Source organism: Alteromonas sp. ABV4_515 (assembly GCF_056160345.1).
In genome coordinates this window covers 97,495-112,001 of record NZ_JBSWWZ010000007.1, presented here as the reverse complement: position 1 = coordinate 112,001, position 14,507 = coordinate 97,495, and the positions used below count along the sequence as shown (strand labels likewise).

General features: G+C 48.5%; 12 protein-coding genes. 4 read left to right on the top strand and 8 right to left on the bottom strand.

Going from position 1 to position 14,507, the window contains the following annotated elements:
- Nucleotides 1-5 precede the first annotated feature (5 nt).
- From nirD to ACXAGX_RS16845, 3 genes are all read right to left on the bottom strand, one after another.
- Nucleotides 6-359, bottom strand: a complete 354-nt coding sequence (gene nirD, locus ACXAGX_RS16855; RefSeq protein WP_474822842.1) for a nitrite reductase small subunit NirD — start codon at nucleotides 357-359, stop codon at nucleotides 6-8.
- An 11-nt stretch (nucleotides 360-370) separates the two neighbouring features.
- Nucleotides 371-2,914 (bottom strand): nitrite reductase large subunit NirB, encoded by a 2,544-nt coding sequence (nirB, locus tag ACXAGX_RS16850; protein ID WP_474839741.1) that lies wholly within the window; start codon nucleotides 2,912-2,914, stop codon nucleotides 371-373.
- 327 nt (nucleotides 2,915-3,241) lie between these two features.
- Nucleotides 3,242-4,807: a SulP family inorganic anion transporter gene (locus tag ACXAGX_RS16845; RefSeq protein WP_474822837.1), complete on the bottom strand. Its 1,566-nt coding sequence runs from the start codon at nucleotides 4,805-4,807 to the stop codon at nucleotides 3,242-3,244.
- 416 nt (nucleotides 4,808-5,223) lie between these two features.
- Between ACXAGX_RS16845 and ACXAGX_RS16840 the strand changes: the two genes are divergently transcribed.
- A complete protein-coding gene (locus ACXAGX_RS16840) occupies nucleotides 5,224-5,655 on the top strand; it encodes an OsmC family protein (RefSeq protein ID WP_474822833.1) in 432 nt (143 codons plus the stop codon).
- A gap of 106 nt (nucleotides 5,656-5,761) precedes the next feature.
- On the top strand, nucleotides 5,762-6,031 hold the full coding sequence (locus ACXAGX_RS16835) for a hypothetical protein (RefSeq protein WP_474822831.1): 270 nt from the start codon (nucleotides 5,762-5,764) through the stop codon (nucleotides 6,029-6,031).
- 67 nt (nucleotides 6,032-6,098) lie between these two features.
- Here the strand turns inward: ACXAGX_RS16835 and cynS are convergent, their stop codons facing one another.
- Genes cynS through ACXAGX_RS16820 form a run of 3 tightly spaced genes read right to left on the bottom strand, consistent with a single transcriptional unit; the run spans nucleotide 6,099 to nucleotide 9,185 of the window.
- The gene (cynS, locus tag ACXAGX_RS16830; RefSeq protein WP_474822829.1) at nucleotides 6,099-6,548 is read right to left on the bottom strand and encodes a cyanase; all 450 of its coding nucleotides are present in this window, start codon (nucleotides 6,546-6,548) and stop codon (nucleotides 6,099-6,101) included.
- Between the two features lie 19 nt (nucleotides 6,549-6,567).
- Complete coding sequence (locus tag ACXAGX_RS16825; RefSeq protein ID WP_474839739.1) at nucleotides 6,568-8,283, bottom strand: bifunctional protein-serine/threonine kinase/phosphatase; 1,716 nt, start codon at nucleotides 8,281-8,283, stop codon at nucleotides 6,568-6,570.
- Between the two features lie 32 nt (nucleotides 8,284-8,315).
- Nucleotides 8,316-9,185: a formate/nitrite transporter family protein gene (locus ACXAGX_RS16820; protein ID WP_070123780.1), complete on the bottom strand. Its 870-nt coding sequence runs from the start codon at nucleotides 9,183-9,185 to the stop codon at nucleotides 8,316-8,318.
- A 465-nt stretch (nucleotides 9,186-9,650) separates the two neighbouring features.
- Between ACXAGX_RS16820 and ACXAGX_RS16815 the strand changes: the two genes are divergently transcribed.
- Entirely contained in the window at nucleotides 9,651-10,949 is a 1,299-nt protein-coding gene (locus ACXAGX_RS16815) for a nitrate- and nitrite sensing domain-containing protein (protein WP_474839736.1), read from the top strand.
- 20 nt (nucleotides 10,950-10,969) lie between these two features.
- Here ACXAGX_RS16815 and ACXAGX_RS16810 read toward each other — a convergent pair whose 3' ends face one another.
- A complete protein-coding gene (locus tag ACXAGX_RS16810; protein ID WP_474839734.1) occupies nucleotides 10,970-11,614 on the bottom strand; it encodes a phosphatase PAP2 family protein in 645 nt (214 codons plus the stop codon).
- A 206-nt stretch (nucleotides 11,615-11,820) separates the two neighbouring features.
- On the opposite strand from ACXAGX_RS16810, the gene ACXAGX_RS16805 reads away from it, so the two are divergent.
- Nucleotides 11,821-12,753 (top strand): AEC family transporter, encoded by a 933-nt coding sequence (locus ACXAGX_RS16805; RefSeq protein ID WP_474822811.1) that lies wholly within the window; start codon nucleotides 11,821-11,823, stop codon nucleotides 12,751-12,753.
- A gap of 107 nt (nucleotides 12,754-12,860) precedes the next feature.
- Here ACXAGX_RS16805 and ACXAGX_RS16800 read toward each other — a convergent pair whose 3' ends face one another.
- On the bottom strand, nucleotides 12,861-14,483 hold the full coding sequence (locus ACXAGX_RS16800) for a carboxylesterase/lipase family protein (protein ID WP_474839732.1): 1,623 nt from the start codon (nucleotides 14,481-14,483) through the stop codon (nucleotides 12,861-12,863).
- Nucleotides 14,484-14,507: the final 24 nt, after the last annotated feature.

Here is a 14,507-nt window from a genome sequence, read left to right as displayed (position 1 = left end):
GAATTTTAAAGTGCAACCAGCACCCGACCATCATCGATGCGCACATCGTAGGCGCTGAGGCTCACTTCGTCATTTTCCAGACAACGCCCGGTGACCAGTGAATAGTGCTCTTTATAAAGTGGGGAGGCGACAACAGGCTCGCCGCCAAGAGAACCGACAATACCACGATACATGACGTTAGCCTTGCCGATTGGGTCCCAGTTTGACACCGCGTAAACCGCGATGCCATCTTTGTTTTTCAGTGTGAAAATAGCCACTTGCTGTTCGTCAATCAGCGCGCATACACCGCTGTTTTTCACCAAATCGCTTTCTTCACAGATGTCGTGCCATTGTTGAGTCATTTCTGCTGTTGCCTGCATTGTTGTTCTCCTTAAACCAGTTCAACCGGGATGCGTGATGCACCCGCAATTTTTTCAGCTTCAGTCGCTGGGCGAATTTGGCCACGTTCGTCTACAAACTGAATATTGCTGTCGATGGCTTTGCTGTTAACAAACTGACGGAAACGCTTGCGGGCTTCAGGTGATTCAATGGTGGTTTTCCATTCACACTGGTAAGCGTCTACAACCAGTTGCATTTGCGCTTCCAGCTCGTCACAAATGCCCAGTGAATCATCGATAACCACTGATTTCAGGTAATCCAGACCGCCTTCCAGATTTTCCATCCAGACAGAAGTACGTTGTAAACGGTCGGCGGTTTTCACATAGAACATCAGTACACGGTCGATGTATTTCACCAGCGTTTCGCTGTCGAGGTCGGTAGCAAAGAGGTCTGCGTGACGCGGTTTCATACCACCGTTTCCGCATACATAGAGGTTCCAACCATTTTCGGTGGCAATAACGCCAATATCTTTACCTTGTGCCTCTGCACACTCACGGGTACAACCAGATACAGCAAATTTAATTTTATGCGGGGCACGTAACCCTTTGTAGCGGTTTTCCAGATCGATGGCCTGGCCTACAGAATCCTGAACACCGTAACGACACCAGGTGCTACCTACACAAGATTTAACGGTACGTAGAGATTTGGCGTAGGCATGACCTGTTTCAAAACCACCCGCTACCAGTTTTTCCCAGATATCAGGTAACTGCTCTACACGTGCGCCGAACAAGTCGATGCGTTGACCACCGGTAATTTTGGTGTACAGACCGTATTCTTTGGCGATTTCACCAATCAGAATGAGTCCTTCAGGTGTAATTTCCCCACCTGGAACACGAGGTACAATCGAGTAAGTACCGTCTTTCTGCATGTTTCCTAGGTAGGTATCGTTGGTATCTTGTAACGGCAGGTTGTTCTGGGTAAGAATGTAATCGTTCCACACCGAAGCCAGCACTGAGCCCACAGCGGGCTTACAAATATCACAACCTAAACCTTCACCGTGCTTTTCGAGCAGTTCATCAAAGCTGTGGATTTCTTCCACTTTAACCATGTGATACAGCTCTTGGCGGGTATAGTTGAAGTGCTCACAAATGGCTTTAGAAACTTCTACGCCACGCTTCTCCAGTTCACCGTCAACCACGTTTTTAAGCAGTGCCGCACAGCCACCACAGCCGGTTGCAGCCTTAGTGCAGGATTTCACTTCACCTACGCTACAGCAACCGCCGTCGATAGCCGCAGTAATATCACCTTTAGAGACGTTGTGGCACGAACATACGGTGGCGGTGTCAGGCAGTGCATCCGCACCCAGGGCTGGCTTCTCGCCGGCAGATGGCAAGATTAACGACTCGGCATGTTTAGGAATATCAATGTCGTTCAGGCTATATTGAAGCAGTGTATCGTAGTCACTGGTGTCACCCACCAGCACAGCACCGATCACTTTCTTCTGTGCACCATCAACGATGAGGCGCTTGTAAATACCTTCAGGCTGGTTGTGATAGGTGTAACTTAAGCTGCCCGCTGTACGGCCGTGGGCATCACCGATTGAACCTACGTCAACGCCCATCAGCTTCAGCTTGGTACTCATATCAGCACCGGCGAATTCCAGATCGCCACCAGTAATATGTGAAACGGCAGCCCGCGCCATTGAGTAACCCGGAGCAACCAAGCCATAAATGCGGCTTTCCCAAAGTGCACATTCACCAATAGCGTATACGTTTGGATCTGAAGTCTGGCACTGGTTATTAATGATAATACCGCCACGCTCGCCAACATCGAGACCCGCTAGGCGACCTAATTGATCGCTAGGGCGAATACCGGCAGAGAACAGAATCATGTCGGTTTCCAGCGCGCTGCCGTCGGCAAATGCCATACGATAACGTGCTTCTTCACCTGCTTCGATAACCTGTGTCGCCTTTTGCGTGTGAACAACCACGCCAAGATCTTCAATTTTATTGCGCAGCAGGTCACCACCCGCTTCGTCGAGCTGAACCGCCATAAGCTGAGGCGCAAATTCAACTACATGAGTTTCGAGGCCGGCTTGCTTTAGTGCATTCGCCGCTTCGAGTCCGAGCAGACCACCGCCCACGACAACACCGGTTTTACTTACTGCCGCAGAAGCTTCAATGGCTTCGAGATCTTCAATAGTACGATATACCAGGCAGTGCTCCTGGTCGTTGCCAGGAATAGGAGGAACAAAAGGATAAGAACCGGTAGCCAATACCAGCACGTCGTAATGGAACGTGCCCTGCGCCGTGCTGACAGACTTATTATCACGGTTAATCTCAGTCACCATGGCGTCGGTGTAGTATTTCACGCCCCAACTGTCGTAAGTGGCTTCATCAGTCATAGCCAGATCTTCAGCGCGACTGCCGCTGAACCACGATGATAAATGAACACGGTCATAAGCCAGACGTTTCTCACCGCTCAATACGATGATTTCGCAGTTTGCGTTGCTGTTTACTAACTGCTCGACGAAATGGTGACCGACCATGCCGTTACCGACAATGACGATTCGCTTGCTAGTCGTTGATGCTGTCATTTCTGAACCCTTATTCTGAGCCATAAAAAAAGCCCACTTTCAGTAAAAACTGAAGGTGGGCTTCTTTGCCTGTTTCGCACTAAACGTGCACAAAATTTTTCTGCATCAGGTTGATGCTGCTAAAGCGGAGAACACGCTATAGATAAGCTTACGTTACCTGACATTGATACCGGTGGTATCAGTATGATTATTACTTTGCACTAACAGTGCCAATTTTTTCAGAACTAAATTTCAATAACTTAGGTCGTCAACCAAAGGGTTCTCCGAAACAAATCGCACTATCAAAATGCATTTGCACCATAAAAATGCAAAGTACCGGGATTAATCTCAGCCTAATTTATCTGTTGCTACACGATAACGAGGATCTTCATTAACGTTAATTTCAACAAACTTATCGGCTTTCTTCAGCAATCCCCGACATTCCTCACTGATGTGACGAATATGCAGTTTCTTGCCCTGTTGTTCATATTTATCAGCCAGGCTGTCCAGCGCATCAATACCGGAGGAATCCCAGATACGGCTGTTATTAAAATCAATGACGACATGCTCGGGATCACCGGCCACATCAAACATTTCTTTAAAATGATGAATTGAGCCGAAGAACACCGGACCGCGTAGTGTATACACTTTCCAACCATCTTCATCGATATGGGTTTTGGCTTCAATATAGCGGGCTGCTTTCCAGGCGAATACCAACGCAGACACAATCACACCCACCACAACCGCAATAGCCAGGTCGGAGATAACCGTCACCGCAGTAACCAGGAACAGAACAAAAGCGTCTTCTTTATTTACGCCACGAATAATGCGGAATGATGCCCATTCAAACGTACCGATTACCACCACGAACATGACACCCACCAGCGCCGCCAGCGGAATCATTTCGATAAGAGGAGCGGCAAACAAAATGAAGCCCAACAGCACGACAGCTGCAGTAATACCCGACAAGCGGCCACGGCCACCAGAATTAATGTTGATCATCGACTGACCAATCATGGCACAACCACCCATGCCACCAAAGAAACCGTTTACGGTGTTCGCCACCCCCTGACCAACACACTCTTTGTTACCACGACCACGGGTGTCGGTGAGTTCGTCAATTAATGTCAGCGTCAGCAGCGATTCAATCAGTCCAACCAGACACAAAATCACCGAGGTAGGCAGAATAATCATCAGCGTATCCCAGTTCAGCGGCACCATCGGAATCGCAAAAGAAGGCAGTTCACCGGCCAGCGTGGCGGTATCTTTCTGATCGGCAGGCAATAGGTCACGGACAAAATCGATAACCGTGCGGGCTTCAAGGTCAAGACCATGCACCAATAGGGTAATGGTAACGATGGCGACCAGCGACGCAGGTACCGCTTTTGTCAGCTTTGGCAGCAGATAAATAATTGCCATGGTGAGCGCGGTAAGCCCCAGCATGATGTAAAGCATGGTGCCTTGCATCCACTCCAGGCCACCGGTAACACTCTGAACTTTAAACTGACCTAACTGGGCCAGGAAAATTACGATGGCAAGGCCATTCACAAAGCCCAACATTACCGGATAAGGCACCAGTCGGATGAATTTGCCAAGACGGAAGATACCGCACAATATCTGCAGGATACCGGCAAGAATGACCGCAGCAAATAAGTACTGCACGCCATGTTGCGCCACCAACGCCACCATGACCACGGCCATCGCACCGGTTGCGCCGGAAATCATTCCCGGGCGACCGCCAATGGCAGAGGTAATGAGGCCCATCATAAAGGCTGCGTACAAACCAATCATTGGCTCAACGCCCGCTACGAATGCGAAGGCTACCGCTTCGGGTACCAAGGCCAGCGCAACAGTAATGCCAGACAGCACATCATTTTTTATGTTGCTGTCTTTGCTATTTATCAGATCAAACATAGGTGTCCAACAGGTTGTGTGATTTAAACAGTGTGGTTAAAAAACGGTCGGCGATTCTATCACCATGCCTCATTAAAATCTTTTAACAAAATGTTAAAAGTCACTTAAGAAACCCATCTAATGTCATGCAAAAGGTACAACGATGCTGTAACGGTTACAGTCGCTCCGAAGATAGAACCTGACATATCGCTGGCTAAAAAACACGCCCATGTTTCTTTTTCCCATACGCTACAAGGGCTAGAGGCGAAGCCAATTTTATCATTTTGATTCGGCATAGTCGCTGCATTGACTCTTATCAACACCTAATCAAACGATTGTGACAACAACATGGAAACCGGTTTACGGCTTAGCATGAAGTATTACCGATAATACTCAGCTGTGCCGGTTTTCTCACTAATAACGCAAAGGGAGTCATTATGGCTATTGTAAAAACAGGTTCAGCGCATTATCAGCCTCTGGGTAAAGACGGTAAAGGCCACGTAAGTTTAGGAAGCGGTGCACTGAGTGATCAACCTTACGGATTTAATACACGCTTCGAAGATAAATCTGGTACTAACCCAGAGGAATTAATTGCCGGTGCGCACAGCAGTTGTTTCGCCATGGCACTTTCATTTGCACTTTCAGATGCAGGTTACAGCGAAGGCGAGTTAAAAGTTGATGCTGCCGTTACCTTAGAAAAAGACGGAGACGGCTTTAAGGTTTCTCAGTCTGCATTGACACTGGAAGCAAAAGTTAGCGGAATCGATGACGACAAGTTTGCTGAAATTGCCAATGGTGCGAAGCAGAACTGCCCAATCTCCAAGCTTCTCAACGCAGAGATTACTCTAGATTACACACTGTCTAACTAACCTAGTGCAATAAACGCTTCAACACTCCGGTTAGTCTGTTGCAGCATTGCAATTCTGCCCGCAGCATTGCAGACTATGCGCTTTTTACAGGCTTTCGGGAGTTAACGTGATTGCATATTTACTTGCCGCCGTCGCTATCATTATCGCTTTTATTATCAATTGGGTAATGCCATTGCCGCTGTGGCGTGCAACCCTTACCTCCTCAATTGCTATTTTCGTAGCAACCACACTTGGACTGCTGTTTTTGCCACTCGGCGTAGATGCCGAACCGGAACAAGTACGCAACTGGGTACTTTCAATTTTACCGTTACTGGGGTTCTTCTCAATTTTGATATCAGTGTTTGTTGGCTGGTTTTTGCATGTGGTGAGAAAATAGAAAAATGGGGCATGCTAAACATGCCCCGAAGCCTCTGGAGTTATCCTCCGAGGGAACACAAGATCGTTTAGTAGGTTTTGTAAGGCAGGAATTTTCCAGACATCACCACTTTCACCCTATCCCCTTTCGGGTCTGGCTCCCGTGTTAAGTCCATTTCGAAATCGATAGCACTCATAATGCCGTCACCAAACTCCTCATGGATGAGCTCTTTTAACGTTGTGCCATACACATTCACCAATTCGTACCAACGATAAATCAATGGATCGGTAGGTACTGCTGTAGGCAAAGAGCCTTTGTAAGGTGCTATTTGAAGCCATGCAACGGCCTCCTCGGATAAATCGAACAACGTGCCTACGGCTTCAGCCTGAGTTTTCGTCATGGCCATCTGCCCCAAACAGGCTGCCGTACTCCATTCTTTTGATTCACCAATTACTTCGGCGGCCTGGGACCATTTGATTTGCTTGCTCACTTTCGCGCTCATAATCATGGCGGTGACTTGCTGTCTATCAGTAATCATTGGTTGCTCCATTTTCAGGTTATTGGAATTTCTCAAAGAGAAGAAATAGCACCAGGCATAACAACACCGCACTTACCCCCTGCCAAAAAGCAACGGGATTACGCTTTAATAATGGCGGGCGCTCGCGGCGCAGAAATGCTGGATTCGGATGATGAAGTTCGTGTATGAATTCCGACAATACGTCGTAACGTTTTACCGGATTGGGTTGTAGCGCCCGCTTTAATGTGTGATCAAGCCAAAAAGGAATGCTTCGGTCGGCATCGAGGACACTGGCGTACTTCAATTTGCGCTGAGCGGTGACGCTACGACACTTCGCCACATTAATTCCATAAGGATACCGCCCGCTCAGCATGTAGTAGGTCATAACCGCTAAAGAGAACTGATCTGAATATTCGCTCCCGGCCTGACCAAGAAAATACTCCGGTGCGGCGTAAATCGCGGTGCCAGGAACCACGTCTTCACTGTCGATAAACTCGTTAATGCCCGCCACTGACGCGGCCCCCAAATCAATCAGGGTAACGGCACTGTGTTCGTTTACCATGACATTTTCAGGGCGTAAATCTCTGTGCAACACGTCTTTTCGGTGTAGCGCCATTAATGCGCGCGCCACTTGCTCAATGATGAGGCGAACGGTGTCTAGATCCGGTTGCGGGTTGTCTTCCAGCCATTGCGCCAGTGATTTACCCGCCACGTAATCCGTTACGCTATAGAACGCCGTTTTGCCAAAGCGTTGCTCTGGCGCCCCCACCACATAACGGGATTTCACCCGGCGAGCTATCCATTCCTCCATTCTGAATGCATCGAGATGCGCTTCCTGGCCAGCCATTTCAATAGAGGGCGCTTTGACCACCACCAGCTTGTTTGAAACCGTGTCATTCGCGAGATAAACGTGACTACGGGCGCTGCTGTGCAGCACTCTTAATACATCAAACTGGTCAATTTTATTACCCACTTCCAACACTGGCGGAATAGGTAATTCATCATTGCCGGTAATTATCTGTAAAGTTTGCTGTAACGGCACGTCATTGACCCAAACCACCTGAGCGGTAAGATTATCGGTGCTGCCGTTACCGAACGCGGTTTCCACCAACATTTGAGCAGCGAGTTCAGGCGCATGCCGATTACAGTGGACAATTTGACAGATTGCCCCATCATCAACGTGTTCATAAACGCCATCGGTTATTAAAATGAAGCAATCACCCTGCGCCGTGCGACGACTACTCACATCAATTTTTACGTCGTGATGCACACCAAGGGCATTTGCTAAATAGTGCTGTTGGCTGTTTACATACTCTCGGTGTTCATGGGTGAGTTGCTCAAGCACCCTACCCCGTAACCGATAAATTCGGGCATCCCCCAGGTGGAAACTGTGCACGAGATCATGTTTAAAAATAAGCGCGCTGAAGGTGCACACGTAACCTTTATCTGGTTCGCCAGCAAACTGTGAGTTGTGCGTTTGCCCGAGCAGCCAACGGTTAACAGCCTTTATAACCTGTTCTGCCGCTTTGGGAACTGACCAGGTATCAGAGGTACAAAAGTAATCTTCGAGGAATTGTTTGACTGAAACCTGACTGGCGATATGGCTAACGGAACTGGTGCTGATGCCATCGGCCAGTGCAACGGCAGCCCCTTTGAAGGTGAGCAAGTCGCCCGCGGGAAGCCTGAATCCATAACTGTCTTGGTTTTCAGGCTTTTCGCCGGCACTCGAGAATTGTCCAATCGATAACTGAAGCATAGAAAAGCCGGCCTTTTGGCCGGCTCCTGTCTTTATACTAAAGCTGGTTTTGAGTCGTCGTCAGAAGACGCAGACACTGGCGCAGATTGCGCTGCCAGTTTACGTTTTGGTGCAGTGCGATAATGTGTGGTGTAAAGCGTTAAGCCAGTAAATGCCAAACCACCCACTAAGTTACCCAGCGCAGTTGGGATCTCATTCCACAGGAAGTAATCCATGATTGAGAAATCACCACCCATGATCAGGCCGAATGGGAACAGGAACATGTTAACCACTGAGTGCTCAAAGCCCATGAAGAAGAACAGCATGATAGGCATCCACATAGCCAGTACTTTACCACTTACCGACGTAGAAACCATGGCGCCCACTACGCCCAGAGATACCATCCAGTTACACAGCATGCCGCGAATGAAAATGGTCAGCCAGCCTTCCATACCATATTGTGCATAACCCAGGGTACGCGCTTCACCAATACCGGACACTTTAGTGGCAATAGCGCCGCCGTCAGTGTTGTAGCCCATGGTAAAGATAAAAGACATCAGGAACGCTACGGTTAGTGCACCGGCAAAGTTGCCGCAGAAAACCAGGCCCCAGTTACGGAAAATCTGTGACCAGGTAACACCGGGGCGTTTTGCCAACCAGGCCAATGGCGTAAGCATGAATACACCGGTCAGCAAGTCAAATCCCATCAGGTACAGCATACAAAAGCCAACTGGGAACAGTACTGCTCCAATCAGAAACACACCGGTTTGAACCGCAATAGTAATGGCAAAAACCGCCGCCAGCGCCAAAATAGCACCTGCCATATAAGCACGAATCAGAGTATCTCGGGTAGACATGTATATTTTGGATTCACCCGCATCTACCATCTTTGTTACAAATTCATTAGGAAGTAAGTAAGCCATTTTAATTACCTATTAATGTTTCAGGGTTAAGTAAATTGCTACTTACAACAAAATGCGGGCACAAAAAAACGCCCAACCATGCACCGCTTCCGGTGTGGTATTGGACGTCATTATCCAAAATTACATTTTGTTGTACGCAACATTGCGTCGTCGAATATTCCAATACAATTTCAGGGCCAGAAATAAAAATTCGCATAAATTCATTTATTTAGAGCAAAATACAACCACTATTACACTTTCTATGTTTCCTTCCCTGCACCACGGAAAACCAACCAGCGCACCAATAAGATCCAGAATCGTGAAATAAAACGCCCACTTGCTCTTTAGAATACACGCCAAAATATTTATCGTTCCGTTATAGCCCTTGTTATTCGCATATAAGGTAAACCTGTTTAATACTGGAACGAGCTTTGCTACCATTTAATTACACCGCAACGTCATTCAGACACCTTATCGGACACCACTATGGCTGTAATCAGTGACGCCACTAAGCGATTTCTGCTTGCTGCGAAACATGCCGAGATTAAAGCGCTCAATCAACTCGCCTCTAACTGTAAGCTCGTAACATCGGTTAAAGATGTTATTCACCAACTGCAGCGAGAACGGGGGATCAGCAACATTTTCCTGGCCTCTGGCGGAGAGCGCTTCGAACAGCAACGTCTTCAACAAATAGAAGACAGCAATCAGGTTGAACAGAATTTACGAAGCTTACTTAAGTCGCTTTATATGAGTGGAGATGAGAGCGCAGCCAATATGCGCTTGTTGGTAAGCATTAGCATGGCTCTGCAAGGGCTCGATAACTTATCCTCGTTGCGCGAAAAAATCGGTGAGCAGCATTTAACCTCACTTGAATCCACTCAAGCTTATTGTCGTCTTATCAGCGGGCTTTTGTCGGTGATTTTCGAAGCCGCTGACGTCGCCAGTGACCCTGATATTACACGCCAACTCGTGGCCTTATTTAATTTTCTTCAAGGGAAGGAATTTTCAGGGCAAGAGCGGGCATGGGGAGCCATTGGCTTCGCCGAAACCCATTTCAGCGTGGGTCTGTGTGACAAACTGCATCATCTGCAACAGGCGCAGCAGCACAGCTTTGATGTATTTGCAGCCTTCGCAGAAAAACATGCGAATCAGCAATGGAAAACCATTGAGTCCAGTCAAACCCAAACTGATCTTGAGCGCCTTCGTGCAATGATCGACCAGCTTGCAGACGGCAGCCCTATAGACGGGCAGCTCAGCGAAGTGTGGTACGACATCGCCACATCGCGAATAGACGCCATGCAAAGCGTTGAGGAATTGCTCACCGATCGACTAACCTCGCTGGCATCAGCACTGGTAGAGCGGGCAGATGCCGAGCTGAAAAACCACCATAAACGAATCAAAACCCTCGAACAGGAACCGGCAGCTTCCGGTACACCTCTCACCATGCTATTTGATCCGCAAATGCCTGGACTTAAAGGCTCAGAACCTTTTGGCGACGAAATTATAGCGAATGCAGAGAACCTGTCGGCCCATCGTTCTTTTTACGATTTGCTTTGTGAGCAGTCACAGCATATCAAGAAGATGTCCGTTGAATTAGACGAAGCGCGCCAGGCCATTACCGATCAGAAATGTATCGATAGGGCGAAATTGCTGGTCATGCAGCAGTGGGGCATGACTGAAGATCAGGCTTACCGGCGTTTACAAAAGACCGCAATGGATCAAAACTGTAAACTCATCGATGTGGCCGAAAGAGTAGTCAGAGCCACCAAAAAAGTAAAAGCCTGAATACCAGATTTGCCTTGATTTTAAGCTGATTTGCTCTGAACAAGTTTGCTCATAAGCAAACTGCAGAGGCAGAACCAGCCTAAGCCTGCGCTCCAGCCAGCCAGAATATCGGTGGGCCAGTGAACGCCAAGAAATACTCTGCTTATTCCCACCAGCATCACAATAATAACCGCAGTACCTACAAAGCAACGTCGTAAAATGCGCTCCTTAACCAATTGCAAAGCCAGGCTGGTTAAGCAGGCATAGGTCAATGAGGAGCTCATGGCATGCCCTGACGGAAAGCTGCTTGTGTACACTTTCGTAATATGCGGCACCAATTCGGGGCGAGGTCGGTGAAATCCATATTTGAGCGCGAAACTGAATGCTATTCCGCTGATTACCGCAATCAAAATAAACAGGGCTTTATCTCGATGCCCTTTTGCTGCACAAGTTATTGCCGCAAGCGCTGTAAGCAGTAAAAGAAACCAGTTACTTCCTAATGTAGTGATATCGCGAAAGTGCACAGCCAACCATTCCGGCCCTATTGGCTTGGCGGGATCAACGGCACTACGGAAATAGAGCATAATGCTTTTATCCAGTGCGGGAATAGGTTGATAATGGGTCCATACTGCCAGCAGCGAGAGTAATACAATGCTTGCCAGCAGCAGTAACCTATACCTGTTCATGTGCGATGCTTTGTGCTGAAAAGAGATAACAAATGTCCTGCGCGTTTTTTCCTTTATTCCCTTACAAAGCGCATTCAGATCCATTCATCACTCAAGAATATGGGAATTGATTAAGCTGAAACAGCAGAGATAAGCCACGACAGTCACAGAAATGAATAGGCGAAAGTTGATATAATGTACCTATTCCGACTTTCTTTGTGCCATCCATGTTCTCATTTATTACTTCCACGTTGCTACCCGTTCTCTTGCTATTGCTACTGGGCTGGCTGTTTTTCCGTATTAAGTTGGTAGACGAAAACTTTGTTGAAACCGGCTCCAAGCTGGTATTCAAAGTCGCGCTGCCGGCGTTGCTGTTTCTGTCTATCAGTCAGGCTGACTTTAGTCATGCCGCCAACTTGCCTTTAATTGGTGTCGGGATGGCAGGAACACTCATTATGACGGCACTGCTGGTTCTCGCGGCGCGCCAGACAGTACGCCCTTATCAGTCACGGGGCGTGGTGGTGCAAGGCGGCTTTCGAGCCAATATGGGCATTATAGGTCTGGCATATTGTGCCAACACCTACGGTCAGGATGGGCTGGCAGCAGCATCAGTCTATTTGGGCTGTATTACGATTCTGTTTAATATTCTTTCAGTGATGGTGCTGAACTTTTATCAACCCGGAAAGCGTTCGGTGATGGAGCAAGTAAAAGGCATCACCCGCAATCCGTTGATTATTTCCATTGTCATTGCGCTGCCGTTTTCCTATTTTTCCTGGCACCTGCCTGAGGCTGTTACCCGTACCGGCGAATACTTTGCACAGCTCACTCTGCCACTGGCACTACTGTGCACTGGCGCATCACTGCAATTTCGCTCGTTCTCTGCCGATTGGTACAACATTACCTTAAGCACTATCAGCAAGTGTGTGTTGTATCCGGCACTCATGGTTGGCTTGGCCTATGCGGCTGGGTTTACCGGCATGAGCCTTGGCATTGTTCTTTTACTGTCGATTGCGCCAACCGCAGCAGCCAGTTATGTGATGGTACGCAGTATGGGTGGCGATCACCGCCTGGCAGCCAGTATTATTGCGGTATCAACACTGTTCTCTCTACCGGTTACAGCGGTCGCTTTTGGTACCCTGAGCGCCTGGCACCTGGTGTAACGCAGTTTTATGACCAGTCACTAACGAACTGACTGATCCTAGCCCAAACAAAAAAAGCGCATCATTTCACAATGATGCGCTTTTTTGATTACCGATAATAAATCGACTTATTTAGTGCCCGTAGATGCCTGAAACGCTTCCGTCGCGCCTTGAACAGCATTCAGTCGGTCTGCCCATGGATCTTGGCCGTGTACAGCTTCGGCATCCATGTTGAAGTGCATCATGTTATGTTGCTCGCCATCGTAAGGTTTCCACTCTGGCAGTCTGGTCACATTCGGATCGCCATTTTCAATAAAGCTCACCACATAGCTGAATACCAGGTCAGCCGCAGCGGCATCTTTTTCGGTAAATTCGGGATATTTCACGTCTTCCGTTTTAAAGAAAAATGGAATTTCCGCCGCATGGGGAGTGCCTTTTCCATCACGTACACTCTCTGCCACATAGTCATAGCGATACAAGTAGGCGTTTTCGTCCATCTGTGTCATCTGTTGAGCGACAAAGCGAGCAGGCTCTTGCATTGTGAAGTCCTGGCCCACGCTGGCAACCAGTGTTTGCAAGTCGGCGCTTCCATCTGGATCGTAAGCATCGCGGGCAGCCTGAGCGAATTCACCAAAAGAAGCGAACAAGGCATCTTTGTCAGGGAAGCTTGCAAAACCGATATCCTGACTGGTGGTGCCTACCATTACTGGCACTTTAGCCACTTTGCCTTCTTCCAGCATCGTTTGCGTTGCGCCCTGCACAATTTCACCATCGTTAACCGGGCCACCATAAGTGACTACGCCACCCTGCGGCATAAACAGCGCCATCAAATTCAAACCATCGACAACTTGCTCTTCAGGTAATGCGCGCAATGCAGCCAATGCCTCAGGGCCTGTGCCTTCGATCCCATGTTTTTCAGCGAAGTTCACACCAATCTGCTCCAGCGAAGGCTGACCATTGCTGCCTTTATCCAGATAACGCTCGCCCATTAAAGAACGGCCGCCACCAGACATAATGATTGCACGCTGGAAAGTGCCTCGCGCGCCAGGTGTTTGCATGAGGTTGTGCACCGAGCCGCCCCCAGCAGATTCACCCATAATAGTCACTTGACTCGCATCACCGCCGAACGCTTCAACGTTTTCCTGTACCCACTTCATCGCCGCGATCTGATCTTCAAAGCCATAGTTGCCCAGCGGGCCTTCTTTTGCAGCAGATAAGGCAGGATGTGCGAAAAAGCCAAAACGTCCAAGTCGGTAGTTAAAGCTAACAAATACCACACCCGCACGGGCGAATTCACTGCCATCGTAAGTGGCTGGCGATGCACCGCCATTAACGTAGCCACCACCGTGGATCCAAACCACAACAGGGCGTTTACCCTCGCCTGGCTGCGGCGCCCATACATTCACATATAAACAGTCTTCCGCTGGCTCTTTACCCAAAGGAGCAGCATCACTTGGGAACGGTTTCTGTGCGCAGTCATTGCCGTAGTCGGTAGTCGCTTTCACGCCGTCCCAATCTGCAACCGGTTGTGGTGAACGCCAGCGGTTTTCACCCACTGGCGGCTTAGCATAAGGAATGCCTTTGAAAACAAGAATGTCATCGTCTTTCACCCCTTCAATGGTGCCATTAGCAATACTAACCTGGGTGTCATTCATCGGCGCACTCGCTTCTGGCTGTTCTGCTGCCTGCTCACCACAGGCTGACAACATCACCGCTGCAATCGCTGACAAAGTAAATACACGTGTTTTCATAGCAACTTTCCTTATTCTAATTAT